This is a genomic window from Xanthobacter cornucopiae (assembly GCF_043195065.2).
In the GTDB taxonomy this organism is placed as follows: Bacteria; Pseudomonadota; Alphaproteobacteria; order Rhizobiales; family Xanthobacteraceae; genus Xanthobacter.
The window spans coordinates 1,644,505-1,662,193 of the sequence record NZ_CM195531.1 but is presented as its reverse complement, the minus strand read 5'-3'; the positions used below and the strand labels follow the sequence as shown (position 1 = coordinate 1,662,193).

Here is a 17,689-nt window from a genome sequence, read left to right as displayed (position 1 = left end):
CCTGTCCAGAAACTTACCTAAGGTCAGGCAGGGTCGCGGGGGGCGTTCCCTCGATCAGCAGCAGGTCGCTTTCGTCCTTCAGGCCCACTCCGGTGAGGCCGAGCCGCAGCGCCGTCTTGAGGTGCCACGCCAGCTTGAAGGCGGCCAGCGGGTGGCTCAGCCCTTCGGCCCGCACATTGGAGATGCAGTTGCGCTCCGCATCCGTGCGGCCCACCCGCGGCGCCAGGGTCAGATAGAGGCCGAGGCTGTCCGGGGAGGACAGGCCCGGCCGTTCGCCCACCAGCACCGCCAGGGCGCGGGCGTTCAGCAATTCCCCCACTTCGTCGCCCAGGGCCACCCGCGCCTGGGCGGCGATCACCACCGGGGCGAGGCTCCAGCCCTGCTGTTCGATCCAGGGCTTGAAGGCGGCCAGGAAGGGCGCCGTCTGGGCATGGATGGCGGCGGCGGACAGGCCGTCGGCGACGACGAGGGCGAGGTCCACCGGCGGCCCCTGCCGCGCGGCCAGCCGGGTGCGGCTCTGCTCGCTCAGGCGGCGGCCGAGATCGGGGCGGCGAAGATAGACGTCGCGGGCGGGCGCCGCGCTTTCCACGCGCAGGGTTTCGAAGCCGAGGGCGCGGATCTCGGTCTCCACGGTGGCGGCATCGAACGGCATGTGCACCGCGTCGCGCGCCTGGGCATGGGCGAGGGCGAAGCGCAGCACCTCTTCGGTGGGCAGGCTGGCGCCGGTGCGTCCCAGCGCGATGCGCGCCGGCGTGTGGCGGGCGAAGGTGAGCCAGGGGTCGCGCGCGATCATGCCGCCTGTTCCTGAATGAAGCCGAGAAGGGGGTGGGCGCCGCTGGCCGGCAGCAGCTTGCCCGCGGGATCGGTGATGCCCATGCGCTCCAGCCAGGCCTCGAACTCCGGCGCGCGCCGGAGGCCCAGCACCTCGCGGATGTAGAGGGCGTCGTGGAAGGAGGTGGACTGATAGTTCAGCATCACGTCATCGGCGCCGGGAATGCCCATGACATAGGTGACGCCGGCCGCGCCGAGCAAAGTGAGCAGCGTATCCATGTCGTCCTGGTCGGCCTCGGCATGGTTGGTGTAGCAGACGTCCACCCCCAGCGGCACGCCGAGCAGCTTGCCGCAGAAATGGTCTTCCAGGCCGGCGCGGATGATCTGCTTGCCATCGTAGAGATATTCTGGGCCGATGAAGCCGACCACGGTGTTCACCAGCAGAGGCTCGAACTTGCGGGCGACCGCATAGGCGCGGGCCTCCAGCGTCTGCTGGTCGACGCCGTGATGGGCGCCGGCGGAGAGGGCGGAGCCCTGGCCGGTTTCGAAATACATGGCGTTCTGGCCCACGGTGCCGCGCTTCAGCGCGCGGGCGGCCTCGTAGCCCTCCTGCAGCACCTTCAGGTCGACGCCGAACGAGCGGTTCGCCCCCTCGCTGCCGGCGATGGACTGGAACACCAGGTCCACCGGGGCACCGCGGTTCATCAGCTCGATGGAACTGGTGACATGGGTCAGCACGCAGCTCTGGGTCGGAATCTCGAAACGGCGGATCACCTCATCCATCAGCTTCAACAGGCGCTCGATGACGGCCAGGCTGTCGGAGGCGGGGTTAATGCCGATGACCGCGTCGCCGCAGCCGTAGAGCAGGCCATCGAGGATGGTGGCGGAAATGCCGGCGGCATCGTCGGTGGGGTGGTTGGGCTGGAGCCGCACCGCCATGGTGCCTGGCAGGCCGATGGTGTTGCGGAAGCGGGTGACCACCCGGCACTTCTTCGCCACCAGGATGAGATCCTGGTTGCGCATGATCTTGGAGACGGCGGCCACCATCTCCGGCGTCAGGCCCCGCTCCAGCCCGGCCAGCCCCTCGGGCGTTGCCTGATCGGAAAGCAGGAAGTCGCGCAGATCGCCCACGGTGAGGGCAGAAACCGGCGCGAAGGCCACCGGGTCATGCTCGTCCAGGATCAGCCGCGTGACCTCGTCCTGCTCGTAGGGCACCAGGGCCTCGGAGAGGAACGCCTTCAACGGCACATCCGCCAGGCACATCCGGGCGGCCACGTTTTCCTCCGCGGAGGCGGCGGCAATGCCGGCGAGCATGTCACCGGAGCGCGGCGGCGTGGCCTTCGCCATCAGGTCCTTGAGGTCGGAAAAGACATGGGACCGCGCGCCAATGCGGTGGACGAAGGCCATGGACGTGCTCCTCGGTCGGAATCGTCCGCACTATAAACAATAAACGTGCCATTATGTGGAGATGTGTGGAGACGCGAGGTTATTCTCCCCCCGCGGACGGGATCGTCGCCGCCCGGGGATGCGCCGATGGACGCGCTACGGGAGGGCGCCGTGGGAATGCGCCCGGGGGAATCGTGACCGGCGGACCTTCGGCGGTGGGGCGCACCGCGCGGGTGCGCCCGGGGCGGGGTGATCGCCGCCGGTGCGTCGGGCGGTGGCCGGCCTGTGGATGGCGTGAGCGCGCCTATTCGGCGCCAAGGATGTGGGCGGCGGCGGCGACGATGCCGGCCAGCCCGTCGGTGGCGGCAAGGCTGGCCACCTCCGCCGGCCGGAACCAGCCCACCTCCGCCGCCTCGGCGCCGGGGGTGGGTTCGCCGGCCCGCCATCGGGCGGCATGGGCGACCACCACATAATGTGCCAGCAGGCGGCCTTCGGCGTCGTGGCGGATGATCTCCCGCGTGCCGGCCACAGCGATCACCTGCGCCTCCACGCCGACCTCCTCCCGCACCTCGCGGCGGGCGGCGTCGGCCAGGCTTTCGCCGGGCTCCACATGGCCGCCGGGCAGGCTCCACAGGCCGCTGGCCGGGCCGGCGCCGCGCCGGGCGAGCAGCACCAGGGGGCCGCGAAACACGGCGGCGCTGGCCGCCAGGGTGGGGCGCACCGGTGGCCCTTCGGCGTTGGCCTGCGCGGTCTTCAACCCCGCGACGTTGGAGCCGACGCTGGTAGCGTGTGTCGCCCTGGTCGGTATGGCCTCGGACTCGGCGGTGGTGGACCCTGCGGTCACGGGCGGTCTCCTGCGGCATCGGCGGAAAGGGGCATGGGCGTTGATCCCCAGCCTCAATGGTTCACTCTTTGCGCCGGAATGGAAGATGCGCCATGGAACCGCGTCTGCACAGATGCGCCACCGCGACAAAGGCGGCCCCTGCGTGAGCCGGCCGACGCGACTGCGCCCGCGGAGGCCAACCGCTCCGCACCCATCGGAGGGGGTCGCCGAAGGGGAGCATGCGCGGCTGTGTTGCCGACCAACGCGCCTGGCTGTCGCGCCGCGTGCGGCAGATGGCGCGACGGCGGAACTGCAGGTGGGGCGGGTTGTCCGTGGCGTGTGGCGGTGAGCAAGGGTTTCGGCGCCTGACAGGGCGGTCAGAGCGCGCGTCGCCGGGCAGACCGCGCATGGGCCCGGCCCGCGCGGGGCGTCCAGGTCGGAAGCACCGCGCCGCGGGGCCGCGCCGGGGTGGATCGCGACGCTTCCCCCTTCCTTTTGTCATGGCAGAGTGTCACCAGCCGCGGGCCGGGGCGGGCTCCTGTTCATCGCCGCGTTCCGTCCTCTCGGCTAAGACCTGTTCCGACAACGGAGCCCTTGAGTCGTGACCTCCCGATCTTCCGTGCCGCCGGATGCCGCGGCCTTGCCCGCGTCCCCGCCTCGCCGGCCGCGCGCGAAGCGCGGCGCGCCGCCGCGGGCGTGGCAGAGAATGCTGTCCGGCCGGCGGCTGGACCTGCTCGACCCCTCGCCGCTGGATGTGGAGATCGAGGACATCGCCCATGGCCTTGCCCGGGTGGCGCGCTGGAACGGGCAGACCCGGGGCGGGCACATCTTCTCGGTGGCCCAGCATTCGCTGCTGACGGAGCGCCTGTCGCGCCAGACCCATCCCGACATGGACCCGCGCTGGCGCCTGTGCGTGCTGCTGCACGATGCCCCGGAATATGTGATCGGCGACATGATCTCGCCGTTCAAGGCGGTGCTGGGCGGCAGCTATCAGACTGTGGAAGCGCGCCTCCTGGCGGCCATCTCGTTGCGCTTTTCCCTGCCGGCGCTGTGGCCGGAGGCCCTGGTGAAGCAGGTCAAGGCCGCCGACCGCGCGTCGGCCTATCTGGAGGCGGTGTGGCTGGCGGGCTTTTCGGCGACGGAGGCGAGGCACGTCTTCGGCCGTCCGGTGCACCTAGCCGACCTTGAGGAAAGTGATTATCTCACCCCTTGGGAGGCGGAAACCGCCAAGGCGCGGTTTCTGCAACGTTTCGAGGAGCTCAAGCCATGATCCACGTCTGCTCCCTCGCCAAGCTGCATGAGACGGTGGCCGCCACCGGCGCGCGCCACGTCATCTCGCTCATCAACGGCGGCACGGTGTTCACGCGTCCGAGCAATGTGGACCCCACCAACCATCTGTTCCTCGGCATCAACGACATCGTCGAGGAGATCGAGGGCATGGTGGCGCCGTCCAACCACCACATGCACGAGCTGTTCGATTTCGTGCATGCTTGGCCGCGCCAGACGCCGCTGGTGATTCACTGCTTTGCCGGCATCTCGCGCTCGACGGCGGCGGCCTATGCTTCGCTGTGCGCCCTGCTGCCGGACCAGGACGAGCTGGAGCTGGCGCGACGCCTGCGCCACGCCTCCCCCACCGCCACGCCCAACCCGCGCATTGTCGCCCTGGCCGACGCGGCGCTGGGCCGCGAGGGGCGCATGGTGGCGGCGGTTTCCTCCATCGGCCGCGGGCGCGATGCGTTCGAGGGCGTGCCCTTCGCCTTGCCGGTGAGCTGAGGCGGCGCGCCAGGCCGGTTCTCGCTCCGGCGCGCCCTGGGGCCTGTCTGCATTTGATGATTCCGATCATGGGTGAGTTCTGATTCAAGGCTGGCGAAGGAGCCAGTTCATGGGCAGGCGCACGCTGAGGGACGATCAATGGGAGCGGATTGCGAACCATCGTCCTGGCCGGCTTCCTGGCCGGCTTCCTGGCCGGCTTCCTGGCCGGCTTCCTGGCCGGCTTCCTGGCCGGGATGGGCTGCGTGGGCGCAGCGGGGTCGACAATCGGCTGTTCGTGGATGCCATTTTGTGGATGGCGGGCAATGCAGCACGCCGGCGTGATCTGCCGGAGGTGTTCGGCACATGGAGCGGGGTCCATGCGCGGTTCCGCCGTTGGTCGCACGCTGGCGTTTGGGAGAAGCTGTTCCATGCGATGGCCGACACGCCGGACTTCGAATACGTCCTGATCGACAGCACGATCTCGAAGGTCCACGCCGATGCAAGTGGCGCAAAAGGGGGGCTGAAGCTGCCGCGATTGGCCGTTCGCGTGGCGGGCTGACGACCAAGCTGCACGCTGCGGTCGATGCCATCGGACTGCCGATCCGTATTCACCCGACGCCGGGACAACGTGGCGACGCTCCACAGGCGCTGGATCTCCTGAAAGGCCGGCGTGGCGTCGGTCACGTCATCGCCGATGCTGCCTCCGCTGCCGATCCGCTGCGCATCTTCATTGCCGATGATCTCGGCGCAACGGCGCAGATCAAGGCCAATCCCAGCCGGACCCGAAAGCCGACAATCGACTGGCGGCTCTACAAAGAGCGCCATCAGGTCGAATGCTTCTTCAACAAACTCAAACCAAAGGCCCATGAGCGTGACTCATGGGCCTTTGGTCAAGCCCGCGCGGCGCTTGAGCGGACCCACTTGGCACCGGTCGAAGACCGGGGCCGATGGTATCAAACGCTTCCGTCGGATTGCCCTGCGCTGCGACAAAACGATCTCCGCATTCATGGGGTTCGTCCATCTCGCATGCCCAATGATCTGGCTACGCGAAATGCAGACACAACCTAGGGCCGTTCCATCACTCCGACCAGGCCCGGCACGGCCACGCCTTTTTCCCGGCGGGTGGAGGCCTCGTCCAGCCGTCGCACGGCAAGGCCGGCGCCGGCGGCGGCCGCGCGCACGGTGGGGGCGGGGTGGGCAAAGCGCAGGGTGTCGCGCAGCAGCACGCCGCTGCCGGCATGGGTTTCCACAGTGAAGGCGAACAGACCGCCCGGCGCCAGCGCCCGCGCCGCCGCCGCGAACAGCGGCGCCAGGTCCGCCAGGTAGCACAGGGCGTCGGCGGCGATCAGCAGGTCGAGGCTGGCGGCCGGCCGCGCCGCCAGGGCCTGCTCCATGTCGGCGGCCTCGAGCCGCCCATAGAGCCCGAGCTTCTCCGCCCGCGCCAGCATGGCGGGGGAGAGGTCCACCCCGTCCAGCGCGTCCACCCGGGGGGCGAACAGCGGTGCGGCAAGACCGGTGCCGCAGCCCAGGTCCAGGGCGTGCCGGAAACGCCGGTCGGGCCCCGCCACGGTGGTGAGCGCCGCTGCCAGCAGCTCCGGCCCGCGATAGGCGAGCTTGCCGCGCAGGGCGGCGTCGAAGCGGTCGGCATATTGGTCGAACAGGGTGCGCACATAGGCCGGCGACATGGCCCCCTCCGCCGGCGCCTGTCCCAGCCGGGCCAGGCGCAGGCCGGCGCCGAGCACATCCTCGTCGTCGGCGGCGCGGGCCTCGGCGAAGGCCGCCGCCGCTCCGGAGAGGTCGCCGGCGGCCTCTTTGGCCTCGCCCAGCAGAAACCAGGCGGCGGCGAAGCGCGGCGCCTGCGCCACCGTGTCGGTCAGCAGTTCCGCCGCCGCGGCGCCGTCACCCTCGGCGATCAGGGCGCGGGCCCAGTCCAGGCGGCGGTCGAGGGCGGGATCGCCCGAGCTTGAGGAATGGGGAAGGGCGGCCACGGCACCTCGCAGGTTCTGCACCGCCTTCCCATATAGGAACCACCCCGCGTGAGGCCAGTCGTGCGCGCCGAAGACCTGCTCTGCCCCTCGCCCAAGGGCCTCTATTGCCCGGCCGGCGACTTTTATGTGGACCCGCTGCGCGCGGTGCCGCGCGCCGTGGTCACCCACGGCCATTCCGACCACGCCCGCGCCGGGCATGGCGCCGTGCTCGCCACCACCGAGACGCTGGACCTGATGGCGCTGCGACTCGGCCCGGGCTTCACCGGTGCGCGCCAGCCCCTTGCCTATGGGGCGGCGGTGGAGATCAACGGCGTGCGGGTGAGCCTGCATCCCGCCGGCCATGTGCTCGGCTCGGCCCAGGTGCGGCTGGAGAAGGATGGCCTCGTGATCGTCGTCTCCGGCGACTACAAGGATGCCGCCGATCCCACCTGCGTTCCGTTCGAGCCGGTGCGCTGCCATGTGTTCGTCACGGAGGCGACCTTCGGCCTGCCGGTGTTCCGCCATCCCCCCGCGGCAGGGGAGGTGGCCCGGCTGCTGGCGTCGGCGGCGCTGTTTCCCGAGCGCACCCACCTGGTGGGGGCCTATTCCCTGGGCAAGGCGCAGCGGCTGATGGCGCTGATCCGGCAGGCGGGCTTCACCGCGCCGCTGCACCTGCACGGCGCGCTCGCCGCCGTCACCGACTATTATGTGAGCCGAGGCCAGGATTTCGGCGCGCTGGAGCCGGTAGCGGCGGGCGCGGGCCGCGCCGGCAAGGCGGCGCTCGCGGGGGCCATCGTGATCGCCCCGCCCATGGCCATGACCGACCTGTGGGCGCGGCGCTTCGCCGATCCTCTGACCGTGTTCGCCTCGGGCTGGATGCGGGTGCGCGCGCGGGCCCGCCAGCGCGGCGTGGAACTGCCGCTGGTGGTGTCGGACCATGCCGACTGGGATGGCCTGTGCGCGAGCGTTGGCGCCACCGGCTGCGAAGAGCTGTGGGTCACCCATGGGGCCGAGGACGCCCTGGTGCACTGGGCCCACACCCGCCAGCTCCGCGCCCGCCCGCTGCGGCTGGTGGGCTATGGCGACGAGGACGGGGCGAGCGAGCCGGGCCTCCCTGGCGGGGCGGCCTGAAACGCGCCGCGCCGTGGATCGCACGCCGCCCCGGAGCGCTGCTGTTCCGGGCTGTCCATCGCCGTCCGTGTTTCTGGCCGTCCGTGTCCTTGGCCGTCCGTGTCCTTGGCCGTCCGTGTTCCTGGCCGTCCGTGTCCTTGGCGGTCTGTGTTCCCGCCGTTTTCCTGGCGGTCGAGGCGCCCGCTTCGGCGGATCTCCGGCGCCGGCCGGCTCAGCCTTCGGCTTTCTGGGGGCGGGCCATGAGCGCCTCGATGGCGGCGTCGATGGACAGGCGGCCCTGAAGCACCGCGTCCACCGCCGCGCTCACGGGCATGTCGATGCCTCGGGCCTGCGCCATTTCCACCAGCACGCTGGCGGTGAAGGCGCCTTCCGCCAGCTTGTCGGGCGCGGCGGCGCCCGCGCCCAGCGCCGCTCCGAACGCGAAATTGCGCGATTGTGGACCGGAGGTGGTCAGGATCAGGTCGCCAAGGCCCGACAGGCCGGTCATGGTCTCCGACCGGCCGCCATAGCCTTGAGCGAACCGAGTCAGCTCGGCGAAGCCGCGCGCCACCAGCGCGGCGCTGGCGCTGGCACCGAGCCGCCGCCCGGCGACGATGCCGGCAGCGATGGCCAGCACGTTCTTGGTGGCGCCGCCGATCTCCACGCCGCGCACATCGGTGGAGAAGTAGAGCCGCAGCGTCGGGGAACCGAGCGCGTCGCACAGGGCGGCGGCGAGGGTGGCGTCGGCGCTGGCGAGTGTCACCGCCGTGGGCAGGCCCGCCGCCACGTCGCTGGCGAAGGAAGGGCCGGAGAGCACCGCCGGCCGCGCTGCCGGCGCCTCGGCGGCGATGGCCTCGGACATGAAGGCGCGGCTGCCGCGCTCGATGCCCTTGGCGCAGGACACCACCGGCGTGCCCGGCGCCAGCAGCGGCGCCAGCGCCCGCGTCACCGTCCGGCAGGCCTGGGCCGGCACCACCAGCAACAACGCGTCGGCGCGCGTCGCCTCGGAAAGATCGGCGGTGGGCGTCACCCGTGCATCAAGGGCGATGCCGGGCAAAGCGTGGCGATTCTCGCGCCGGGCCAGCATGTCGGCCACCTGGGAGGCATCGCGGGCGTAAAGGTGCACCTGGCGGCCGGCGCGGGCGGCGGCATTGGCGAGCGCCGTGCCCCAGGCGCCGGCGCCCACGACGCCGATGGTGTGGATGTGCGGCACCGGTCAGGCCCGGGCGGAGGCGGAGGCGGAGGCCGCCGGGTCCAGCGGCCAGCGGGCGCGGGGGCTCACCTCCAGCGTGTCGGTGAGCTTGCGCGACAGCCGCTCGGCGCCGGCCCAGGCGATCATGGCGCCATTGTCGGTGCACAGGTTGGGCGCCGGCATGGCGAAACGGGTGTTGAGCTCGGCCGCGACCCGGCCGAGGGCGGTGCGAATGGCGCCGTTGGCGGCCACGCCGCCGGCCACCACCAGCGCCGTGGGACCGCGCCCCAGCCGGTCGCGGAAGGCCCGCGCCCCCGCCCGCACCCGGTCCACGATCACGTCCACCACCGCGGCCTGGAAACCGGCGCACAGGTCCGCCACGTCGTCGTCGGTGAGGGGGGCGAGCTTTTCCGCTTCCAGCCGCACCGCGGTCTTGAGGCCGGACAGGGAGAAGTCGGGCTCGCGCCGGCCCAGCAGCGGGCGGGGAAAACCGAATCGGCCGCCGTAGCCGTGGGCCGCCTGGGCCTCCACCTGCGGCCCGCCGGGATAGGGCAGGCTCAGCATCTTGGCGACCTTGTCGAAGGCCTCGCCCACCGCGTCGTCGAGCGTGGTGCCGAGGCGGGTGTAGCGGCCCACGTCCTCCACGGCCAGCAACTGGGTGTGCCCGCCGGAGACCAGCAGCAGCAGGTACGGGAAGGCCACGCCGTCGGTGAGGCGGGCGGTGAGGGCGTGCGCCTCCAGGTGGTTCACCGCCACCAGCGGCTTGTGGGCGGCGAGCGCGATGGCCTTGGCGGTGGTGAGGCCGACGATGACCCCGCCGATGAGCCCCGGCCCCGCCGCCGCCGCGATGCCCGACAGCTCGGAGAAGGAGAGATTCGCCTGGCGCATGGCCTCGGCGATGACGTGGTCGAGGATCTCCACATGGGCGCGCGCGGCGATCTCCGGCACCACGCCGCCATAGGGCGAATGAATGGCGATCTGCGAGCGGATGACATTGGAGCGGATGTCGCTGGCGCCCGAGGGCGAGCGGGCCACCACGGCGGCCGAGGTCTCGTCGCACGTGGTCTCGATGCCGAGAACGAGAAGATCCGCCACGCTGCCCCCGCCTTATCCACGCTGCGCCGGAACGCCGCTCTACCCCGATTTGATTCCTGCGAGCATTGTACGCGCCCATGAGCGCAGACACGAACCCCCAAACGAGCCCGTTCCTCGCCCCGGCCGTGAAAACCGCCGCGCCGCGCCTTCGCATCGGCACGCGCGGCAGTCCGCTGGCGCTGTGGCAGGCCCATGCGGTCCAGGCCGCCCTGGCCGCCGCCCAGGGCGTGCCGGTGGACGCCATTGCCATCGAGGTCATCCGCACCACCGGCGACACCATCCAGGATCGTGCCCTGTCGGAGGCCGGCGGCAAGGGGCTGTTCACCAAGGAGATCGAGGACGCCCTGTTGGAAGGGCGCATCGACCTGGCCGTGCATTCCGCCAAGGACGTGGCCACGGTGCTGCCGGACGGGCTGTTCCTGTCGGGTTTCCTGCCCCGCGCCGATGTGCGCGACGCCCTCATCCTGAAGCGCGGCGCCGGCTTCGACGACCTGCCGGCCGGGGCCCGGGTGGGCACCGCCTCGCTGCGGCGCGGCGCCCAGGTGAAGCGGCTGCGGCCGGACCTGCAGGTGGAGTTGTTGCGGGGCAATGTGCACACCCGTCTCGCCCGCGTGCGGGAGGGGGATTTCGACGCCACGCTGCTGGCCCTGGCGGGCCTGACCCGGCTCGGCCTCGCCCATGAGGCGAGCGCGATTCTCGAGACCCGGGACTTCCTCCCGGCGGTGGGGCAGGGGGCGGTGGCCATCGAATCCCGCATCGATGACGCCGCCACCACGGCCGCCATCGCCGCCATCGCCTGTCGCGACACCGGCATCGCCGTGACGGCGGAACGGGCGTTCCTGGCCGCCCTCGACGGGTCCTGCCGCACCCCCATCGCCGCCCTGGCGACGGTGCAGGGAGACACGGTGCGGTTCGCCGGCCTGGTGCTGGCCCTCGACGGCGCCGACGCGGCCGAGACGGAGGACAACGCCCCGGTGGCGCAGGCGGCCGCGCTTGGCGCCCGCTGCGGCGCGCGGCTGCGCGACAGCGCCCCGGCCCGTGCCCTCGGCCTGTCGGCGCACCGGAGCTGACGTCATGCACTTTCTCATCACCCGGCCCGAACCCGCCGCCACCCAGACCGCCGAACGCCTGCGCAAGCTCGGCCACGAGGCGACGGTGGACCCCATGCTGCGCATCGCCCCCACCACGGCGCCGCTGCCGCACGGGCCGTTCGATGCGGTGGCCTTCACCTCCATCAACGGGGTGAAGGCGTTCGCCGCCCATCCCGAGGGGCCGTCCCTGTTTCATTTGCCGGCGTTCGCGGTGGGCTCGCGCACCGCCAAGGAGGCGCGGAACGCGGGCTTCGGCACGGTTACCGACTGCGAGGGCGATGCCGAGGCGCTGGCGGTGCGGCTGGCCCAGGCTCTGCCCAAGGGCGCGCGGGTGCTGAACCCCGCCGGCGAGGACCGGGCGACCGATCTCGCCGAGCTGCTGAAGGCGCCGGAACTGGAACTGGTGCTGACCATCATCTACGCCGCCGCGCCGGCGGACGCGCTGTCGGACGCCGCGCGGGAGGCCCTGGCGGCGGGCCGCATCGATGCCGCGCTGCATTTCTCCCAGCGCACGGTCAAGACCCTGCTGACCTGCGTGGAGGCGGCGGGCCTGCTGCGGCAGCTGGCCGGGGTGCGCGCGTTCTGCCTGTCGGAACAGGTGGGGGGGCCGCTGGTGCGGGCCGGCCTGCCAATCGAGGCGGCGGCGGCGCCCGATGAGGACGCCCTGTTCGCGTTGTTCTGATCCCGCCCCCGCCGCGCGACGGTTGCGGTGGACCGCCGGGCGGTCTATCCGGGACGCAAAGGCGGATCGACCCCACGAGGAGGCCCATGGCGAGCGACAATCCCCAGGCGGCTGGCGGTTCATCCCGCCGTTCCCGCACTCCGCCCACTCTCGACCTGACAGCCGAGGAGGTGCGCGCCGAAGCGGCCGGCGATTCGGTGCCGGCGACCGATGCCGCCGCGGAGCCGGCCAAGGGCGAGCCGCTGGCCACGGCCGGGGGGGAGGCGGCGGTGCAGCCTGTGTCCGAGACGCCCTCGTCCGAGACGCCCTCGTCCGAGACACTTTCGCCAGAGGCATCTTCGCCCGGGAAACCCGAGTCCGAAGCCGCGGTGTCGGCGCCTGAAGCCGCCGTGTCCGGCACGCCCGGGCTCGACACGGCCGGAGCGGCGTCGCCGGCGGCCGATTCTCCCGCCAGCACGGCGCGCGCCTCGCAACCACTTCCGCCCGGGGCGGCGGCGGAGCCGCGTCGCGGATCGGGGGCGGGAACGGTGTTCGCCGCCCTGGTGCTCGGCGCCCTCGCGGGTGGGGCGGCCGGCGGCGGCGTGCTCTATTACGCCGCGCAGCATCAGGCCCCTCCGGCGGTGGTGGACATGTCCCCGCTGACCGCGCGCATCGCCGTGCTGGAGGCGCGGCCGGTGGCCGATCCGGCGGCGCTCGCCGCGCTGCGGCAGGGGCTCAGCCAGGCCGACGCGCGCTTCCGCGACCTCGATGCCGCGCTGGCGGCGCTGAAGGCGGCCTCTGCGTCGGCGGCGAGCGCCGCTGCCGGGGCTCCGGCGCCGAACGTGGACGCTCTCAAGGCGGCCTTGGCCAAGATCGAGGCCGCGCAGGCGAAGACCGAGGCATCGCTCGCCCGGACCGACGCCGCCGTGGGCGATGTGAACGCCCGCGTGGCCGCGCTGAAGACCGCGCAGGACGCGGTCCAGGCGGCGGTCGGTGCCGCCGCCGCCACCGCCACCGCGACGGCTCAGCAGGCGCAGGTCCTGGGTCCGCGTCTCGATGCCCTCACCACCCATGTGGAGACGGTGCGCAAGCAGGCTGCCGATGCCGCCGCCGCGTCTTCCGCCGTCAATCGTACCGCCGCCGCGCTGCTGGTGCTCGGCACCTTGAAGCAGGCGGTGGACGCCGGCCGGCCGTTCGCCGCCGAGCTGGACGCCGCGCGCGCCCTGGTCGGCGCCCGTGTCGCGGCGCTGGACCCCTTCGCCGCCGTCGCCGCCACCGGTTTTCCAGAATTGCCGAAGCTGGCGGACCGCCTGGCCGTCGCCGGCAACGCCGCCATCGACGGCCTTGCGCCTCCGGTCGAGGCACCGGCGCCCGACGCGACGCTGGTGACGCGCTTCCTCGCCAGTGCCCAGACCCTGGTGAAGGTGCGGCCCGCCGGTTCCGAGGACCCCGAGAGCCTGCGCGGCACCCTGAACCGCGCGGTCGCCGCCGTGCGCGCCGGCGATCTGGCCTCTGCCCTCGCCACGCTGAAGCAACTGCCGGCGCCGGTGCAGGAGAAGCTTGCCACCGTGGCGGGCGAGATCGACGTCCGCCGCCGTGCCGCCGAGGCGGCGGCCACCCTCTATCAGCAGGCGCTCGCCGCCGTTTCGGGGAAAGCACCGTGATCCGTCTGGTCCTGTTCCTCGCCCTGCTCGCGGCCCTCGCCTTCGGCGCCTCCTGGATTGCCGATCGGCCGGGCGAAATCTCCGTGGTCTGGCAGGGCTGGCGGGTGGAAACCACCGTCCCGGTGGCCCTTGCCGTCATCGCCGTGGCCACCGGGGTCATGCTCGCCCTGTGGCGGCTCATCGCCTTTCTCATCGCCTCGCCGAAGCTGATGGCGGCGCTCTCCCGCCGGCGTCGGCGCGACCAGGGCCTGCGGGCCCTGAGCCGGGGCCTGCTGGCCATCGGTTCCGGCGACGCCGCCGCCGCCCGCAAGGCGCGCGGCGAGGCGGCCCGCCTGCTGCCGCACGAGCCGCTGACCCATTTGCTGACCGCCCAGGCGGCGCAGTTCGACAACAATCCCGACGCCGCCATCACCGCCTTCAAGGCCATGGCGGCGCGCCCTGAAACACGGCTGCTGGGTCTGCGCGGCCTGCACATGGAGGCGCGCAAGAGCGGAGACCGGGTGGCCGCAGCGGCTATCGCCGCCGAGGCGGTGGCCGACGCGCCGACCCTGGCCTGGGCCGCCGACGCCGTCATCGAGGCCCATTGCGCCGCCGGGGATTTCCGCGCCGCGCGCACGGTGCTGGAACGGCAGATGGCGCAGAAGGGCATCGACAAGGCCCAGTATCGCCGCCGCCGCGCGGTGTTGCTCACGGCCGAGGCGCTGGCGCTGGAGCATTCCGATCCGCTGGTGGCGCGGGAGCTGGTGCAGGAGGCGGTGCGCCTTGCCCCCACCCTGGTGCCGGCGGCCGCCTGCGCCGGGCGCCTGCTGGGCGCTGCCGGGGAGCTGAAGAAGGCGGCGAAGGTGGTGGAGACGGCCTACGCCGCCACGCCGCACCCGGAGCTTGCCGAGGTGGAAGCGCACCTGCGGCCCGGTGATGCCGCGCTCGACCGCCTGCGCCGGATCCGGCTGCTGGCCGGCAAGGCGCCGAGCCACGTGGAGAGCGCCATCGCGCTCGCGCGCGCTGCCCTGGACGCGCATGAATATGACGAGGCGCGCCGCACCCTCGAGGCCCTGCTCCAGGCGCCGAGCCAGCGTGTATGCCTGCTGATGGCGGAGCTGGAGGCGGCCGAGAACGGCGATGTGGGCAAGGCCCGTGAATGGACTGCCCGTGCCGTCCACGCGCCGCGCGATCCGGCCTGGATCGCCGACGGGGTGATTTCCGACCAGTGGCAGCCGGTATCGCCGGTCTCTGGCCGGCTCGACGCCTTCGAATGGGCGGTGCCGCCGGGGGTATCGGCGACGCCGATCCTGGAGCATGGCGCCGAGCGGGTCATGGCGGCCATCGCCGCCGTGCGCGCCGGAGAGCAGGCCAAGGCCCTGGCGGAAGCCACCGCCCGCGCGGCTGCGGACGAGGCCGCGGCTCGCGAGGCCGCCGACCGCCAGGCTGCTGCGGACGAGGCCGCCAGGGAAGCGACAGCCGCCGCCGCCAGGGAGGCAGAAGCGGCGGAAGCCGCCGCCCGGGAGCGGGAGGCTCAGGAGCGCGCTGAGCAGGAGCTTGCTGTGAAGGAGGCTGCCGCTAAGGAGCGCGCGGCCAGGGAGTCGGCTGCCGCGAATGGGGGCGCCCGGTCGTCCGGTGCACCGGACGCGGAGGCGGTCGAGGTGGCGGCCAGGGATGGGGCACCCGGCAGGGTGGCGCCAGACGCGGGCCCGTCCTCGGCCGGAGATGGCGCCGCCGCGGCGGCGCAGCGAACCGGGGGCCGTACCGCGGACCCGATCATTGCCATGCCGCCTCTGCCCGACGACCCCGGCCCGGATGCCGAGGAGCCGGAGCCGGAGCCGCCCCCGCCCAAGCGGCGATTCTTCGGCTTCTGATCTGCGGACGGCGGCCCCGGTGCGGATGCGCGCCGGGGCCGCCGTTGGTTTCAGAAGGCGGTGAGGGCGAGCGTGGTGTGTTCCACCTGCGGCGCGCCGGCCATGTGCGGCCCGGCGAGGCTGCGCCACTCCTGGAACTCCGGCGAATTGCGGAAGTGCACCATGTGGTCTTCCACGCTGTCCCAGGTCACCACCAGGAAATAGCGGCTGGGGGTCTCGACCGAGCGCTCCAGCGAGAGGCCACGGCAGCCGCGCGCACGCTGGAACACGGGAGCGGCCTGCGCGACGGCGGCCTCGAAGGCGGCCTCGGCGCCGGCTTTGATCTCGATGGTGGCGACCTCATAGACCATGGTGCAGTCCTTCTGTTCGGCGGCGGGGCGCCGCCGCGTCTGTCATACACGAAGGTGGCCGGTAAAGGGTCCGGCCGCTGCCAACAGCAGCTTTCAGGCGCCGGTTTGGCCTCTGGTGTGGCCATCTGCCGGGGCTCCACCGCTTCGCCAGCCACCATCGAGCCCGTCGAGGGAGGCGCCGCATGGAGCCCCCGCCCCGGGGCCGTGCGTCGCCTGGGCTTGCCAAGCGCCGGCGGACGCGGCACACCGGGCGGGTTCTTCCCCAGCATTTCGAGCGTGCCCATGGCCCATTGGCTCTATAAATCCGAACCCTTCAAATGGTCCTGGGACATGCAGGTGAAGGCGGGCGAGGCGGGCACCCATTGGGACGGCGTGCGCAACCACCTCGCCAAGCAGCAGATGCTGGCCATGAAGCGCGGCGATACCGGCTTCTTTTACCATTCCAACGAGGGCAAGGAGATCGTCGGCATCGTCGAGGTCATCAAGGAGGCCTATCCGGACCCCTCGGACCCCACCGGCAAGTTCGTGATGGTGGACCTGAAGGCGGTGAAGCCGCTGAAGGCGCCCATCAGCCTTGCCACGATCAAGGCGGATCCCCGCTTTCAAGACATGGCGCTCATCAAATATTCCCGCCTCTCGGTGCAGCCGGTGACGGAAGAGGAATGGGTCATCCTGTGCGCGATGGGTGGGGTGTGAGCGCCCGCATCGCCGATCCGGCCGCCTTCATCCGCGCCGAAACCCGCCTGCGTCCCACCGCGCTGGTGCCCGAAGTCATGCTCCATGTGGCCGACGAGGCGGTGCCCATCTGGCACCGCACCGAGGAAGAACTGGGGGAGATCGGCCTGCCACCGCCGTTCTGGGCCTTCGCCTGGGCTGGCGGGCAGGCGCTGGCGCGCCATGTGCTGGACCATCCCGAGCTGGTGGCGGGCGGCCGGGTGCTTGATTTCGCCTCCGGCTCCGGGCTGGTGGGCATCGCCGCCATGAAGGCGGGGGCGGGGGCAGCCATCTGCGCCGACATCGACCCGTTCGCTCTGACCGCCATCGCCCTCAACGGCGCCGCCAACGGAGTGGCGCTGGAGCCGGTGGGGGAGGACCTCATCGGCCAGGATCGCGGCTGGGACACGGTGCTCGCCGGCGACATCTGCTATGAGAAGGACTTGGCCGAACGGGTCTATGCGTGGCTGCTGGCGCTGGCCGGGCGTGGCGCGCGGGTGCTCATCGGCGATCCCGGACGTACCTATCTGCCGAAGGCGCGGCTGGAACAGCTCGCCGAATACCATGTTCCGGTGACGCGCGAGCTGGAAGACATGGAGATCAAGCGCACCTGCGTCTGGCGTCCGCGCGCGGACGCTTGAGCGGCGACCGCGCCGCTGGGCCTCGGGTGTTCCGTCTTTCAGGCTCGCCGCGCCACCAGCGCGGCGAGCGCGGCCACCAGCCAGCCGGCGATCATGAGGCTGCCGCCGAAGGGCGCGCTCCCGCCGAGCAGCTTCACGTCGAGCAGCGCGCGCGCGGCGAGATCGCCGGAGAACAGGATCGCGCCCACCGCCAGAGCCGACGCGGCGATGCGCAGCGCCGCCCCGCCGCGCGTCAGCGTGAGCGCAAGCGCGACCAGCCCGAAGAGCGCGGCGGCATGGAGAATCAGGAAATAGGCTGCCGTTTCCAGCACGGAGCCGCCGGCCACATGGGCCGCGACCGCTGCTCCGGCGACGCCGCAGGCGCCCAGGAGGCCGGCCAGAACCAGCAGAATCCGCGTCCAGATGTCCATCGCCGAAGCTCCTCCCGATTCCTTGAATCTTATAGGCGCGAAACGGGCCTCGAGACATTGGCCGGGACGTCGCGGCCGGTGCCGGCCCAGGGAGGGCGGGGGCCCTGCCTTTGCGTGACGCGCATGGCGTCGGGTCCCGCTATGCACCCAAAGTCGGGCTTCCGGGTGCCTTGTGGAGTGGGGGCGAGGTCAGCATAATCCCGACCCAA

General features: G+C 72.2%; 17 protein-coding genes and 2 pseudogenes. 11 read left to right on the top strand and 8 right to left on the bottom strand.

The window, feature by feature from the left end; translation table 11 throughout:
- Positions 1-13: 13 nt before the first annotated feature.
- The 3 genes from eutC to V5F53_RS07465 form a co-directional block, all read right to left on the bottom strand.
- Positions 14-793, bottom strand: coding sequence for an ethanolamine ammonia-lyase subunit EutC (eutC, locus tag V5F53_RS07475; protein ID WP_393996589.1), 780 nt, complete (start codon positions 791-793; stop codon positions 14-16).
- Positions 790-2,178, bottom strand: coding sequence for an ethanolamine ammonia-lyase subunit EutB (locus V5F53_RS07470; protein WP_393996590.1), 1,389 nt, complete (start codon positions 2,176-2,178; stop codon positions 790-792). Before V5F53_RS07470 ends, eutC begins: the two co-directional genes overlap by 4 nt.
- Positions 2,179-2,461: 283 nt before the next feature.
- Entirely contained in the window at positions 2,462-3,001 is a 540-nt protein-coding gene (locus V5F53_RS07465) for an NUDIX hydrolase (protein WP_393996591.1), read from the bottom strand.
- Positions 3,002-3,686: 685 nt separating this feature from the next.
- Here V5F53_RS07465 and V5F53_RS07460 point away from each other — a divergent pair.
- From V5F53_RS07460 to V5F53_RS07445, 4 genes and pseudogenes are all read left to right on the top strand, one after another.
- A complete protein-coding gene (locus V5F53_RS07460) occupies positions 3,687-4,250 on the top strand; it encodes an HD domain-containing protein (protein WP_393996592.1) in 564 nt (187 codons plus the stop codon).
- Positions 4,247-4,753, top strand: coding sequence for a tyrosine phosphatase family protein (locus V5F53_RS07455; RefSeq protein WP_393996593.1), 507 nt, complete (start codon positions 4,247-4,249; stop codon positions 4,751-4,753). Before V5F53_RS07460 ends, V5F53_RS07455 begins: the two co-directional genes overlap by 4 nt.
- A gap of 220 nt (positions 4,754-4,973) precedes the next feature.
- Positions 4,974-5,584: pseudogene (locus V5F53_RS07450) on the top strand (IS5 family transposase); the annotation flags it as partial.
- Between the two features lie 103 nt (positions 5,585-5,687).
- Positions 5,688-5,780: pseudogene (locus V5F53_RS07445) on the top strand (IS5-like element IS711 family transposase); the annotation flags it as partial.
- 16 nt (positions 5,781-5,796) lie between these two features.
- Here V5F53_RS07445 and V5F53_RS07440 read toward each other — a convergent pair.
- On the bottom strand, positions 5,797-6,720 hold the full coding sequence (locus tag V5F53_RS07440) for a class I SAM-dependent DNA methyltransferase (RefSeq protein WP_393996594.1): 924 nt from the start codon (positions 6,718-6,720) through the stop codon (positions 5,797-5,799).
- Between the two features lie 60 nt (positions 6,721-6,780).
- Between V5F53_RS07440 and V5F53_RS07435 the strand changes: the two genes are divergently transcribed.
- Positions 6,781-7,830 (top strand): ligase-associated DNA damage response exonuclease, encoded by a 1,050-nt coding sequence (locus V5F53_RS07435; protein WP_393996808.1) that lies wholly within the window; start codon positions 6,781-6,783, stop codon positions 7,828-7,830.
- A gap of 211 nt (positions 7,831-8,041) precedes the next feature.
- On the opposite strand, the gene V5F53_RS07430 is transcribed toward V5F53_RS07435, so the two are convergent.
- The gene (locus V5F53_RS07430) at positions 8,042-9,022 is read right to left on the bottom strand and encodes an NAD(P)H-dependent glycerol-3-phosphate dehydrogenase (RefSeq protein ID WP_393996595.1); all 981 of its coding nucleotides are present in this window, start codon (positions 9,020-9,022) and stop codon (positions 8,042-8,044) included.
- A 3-nt stretch (positions 9,023-9,025) separates the two neighbouring features.
- A complete protein-coding gene (gene tsaD / locus V5F53_RS07425) occupies positions 9,026-10,096 on the bottom strand; it encodes a tRNA (adenosine(37)-N6)-threonylcarbamoyltransferase complex transferase subunit TsaD (protein ID WP_393996596.1) in 1,071 nt (356 codons plus the stop codon).
- Between the two features lie 77 nt (positions 10,097-10,173).
- Here tsaD and hemC point away from each other — a divergent pair, with 77 nt between their 5' ends.
- The 4 genes from hemC (at position 10,174) to V5F53_RS07405 (ending at position 15,365) form a co-directional block, all read left to right on the top strand.
- Positions 10,174-11,166, top strand: a complete 993-nt coding sequence (gene hemC, locus V5F53_RS07420) for a hydroxymethylbilane synthase (protein WP_393996597.1) — start codon at positions 10,174-10,176, stop codon at positions 11,164-11,166.
- 4 nt (positions 11,167-11,170) lie between these two features.
- On the top strand, positions 11,171-11,869 hold the full coding sequence (locus tag V5F53_RS07415; RefSeq protein WP_393996598.1) for a uroporphyrinogen-III synthase: 699 nt from the start codon (positions 11,171-11,173) through the stop codon (positions 11,867-11,869).
- Positions 11,870-11,955: 86 nt separating this feature from the next.
- Positions 11,956-13,512, top strand: a complete 1,557-nt coding sequence (locus V5F53_RS07410) for a hypothetical protein (RefSeq protein ID WP_393996599.1) — start codon at positions 11,956-11,958, stop codon at positions 13,510-13,512.
- Positions 13,509-15,365 carry a heme biosynthesis protein HemY gene (locus V5F53_RS07405; protein ID WP_393996600.1) on the top strand — a complete coding sequence of 619 codons (1,857 nt, stop codon included), beginning with the start codon at positions 13,509-13,511 and terminating at the stop codon, positions 15,363-15,365. Before V5F53_RS07410 ends, V5F53_RS07405 begins: the two co-directional genes overlap by 4 nt.
- Before the next feature lie 50 nt (positions 15,366-15,415).
- Here V5F53_RS07405 and V5F53_RS07400 read toward each other — a convergent pair whose 3' ends face one another.
- Positions 15,416-15,715, bottom strand: a complete 300-nt coding sequence (locus V5F53_RS07400) for an antibiotic biosynthesis monooxygenase family protein (RefSeq protein WP_393996601.1) — start codon at positions 15,713-15,715, stop codon at positions 15,416-15,418.
- 282 nt (positions 15,716-15,997) lie between these two features.
- Between V5F53_RS07400 and V5F53_RS07395 the strand changes: the two genes are divergently transcribed.
- Positions 15,998-16,411 (top strand): EVE domain-containing protein, encoded by a 414-nt coding sequence (locus V5F53_RS07395; RefSeq protein WP_393996602.1) that lies wholly within the window; start codon positions 15,998-16,000, stop codon positions 16,409-16,411.
- Positions 16,378-17,070, top strand: a complete 693-nt coding sequence (locus V5F53_RS07390; RefSeq protein ID WP_393996603.1) for a class I SAM-dependent methyltransferase — start codon at positions 16,378-16,380, stop codon at positions 17,068-17,070. Before V5F53_RS07395 ends, V5F53_RS07390 begins: the two co-directional genes overlap by 34 nt.
- 38 nt (positions 17,071-17,108) lie before the next feature.
- On the opposite strand, the gene V5F53_RS07385 is transcribed toward V5F53_RS07390, so the two are convergent.
- Positions 17,109-17,480 (bottom strand): DUF423 domain-containing protein, encoded by a 372-nt coding sequence (locus V5F53_RS07385; protein WP_393996604.1) that lies wholly within the window; start codon positions 17,478-17,480, stop codon positions 17,109-17,111.
- Positions 17,481-17,689: the final 209 nt, after the last annotated feature.

Bases quoted from the DNA above. Each gene is read 5' to 3' on its own strand.
- eutC (WP_393996589.1), bottom strand. From the start codon at position 793: ATGATCGCGCGCGACCCCTGGCTCACCTTCGCCCGCCACACGCCGGCG.
- V5F53_RS07470 (WP_393996590.1), bottom strand. From the start codon at position 2,178: ATGGCCTTCGTCCACCGCATTGGCGCGCGGTCCCATGTCTTTTCCGAC.
- V5F53_RS07460 (WP_393996592.1), top strand. From the start codon at position 3,687: ATGCTGTCCGGCCGGCGGCTGGACCTGCTCGACCCCTCGCCGCTGGAT.
- V5F53_RS07455 (WP_393996593.1), top strand. From the start codon at position 4,247: ATGATCCACGTCTGCTCCCTCGCCAAGCTGCATGAGACGGTGGCCGCC.
- hemC (WP_393996597.1), top strand. From the start codon at position 10,174: ATGAGCGCAGACACGAACCCCCAAACGAGCCCGTTCCTCGCCCCGGCC.
- V5F53_RS07415 (WP_393996598.1), top strand. From the start codon at position 11,171: ATGCACTTTCTCATCACCCGGCCCGAACCCGCCGCCACCCAGACCGCC.
- V5F53_RS07410 (WP_393996599.1), top strand. From the start codon at position 11,956: ATGGCGAGCGACAATCCCCAGGCGGCTGGCGGTTCATCCCGCCGTTCC.
- V5F53_RS07400 (WP_393996601.1), bottom strand. From the start codon at position 15,715: ATGGTCTATGAGGTCGCCACCATCGAGATCAAAGCCGGCGCCGAGGCC.
- V5F53_RS07395 (WP_393996602.1), top strand. From the start codon at position 15,998: ATGGCCCATTGGCTCTATAAATCCGAACCCTTCAAATGGTCCTGGGAC.
- V5F53_RS07390 (WP_393996603.1), top strand. From the start codon at position 16,378: ATGGGTCATCCTGTGCGCGATGGGTGGGGTGTGAGCGCCCGCATCGCC.
- V5F53_RS07385 (WP_393996604.1), bottom strand. From the start codon at position 17,480: ATGGACATCTGGACGCGGATTCTGCTGGTTCTGGCCGGCCTCCTGGGC.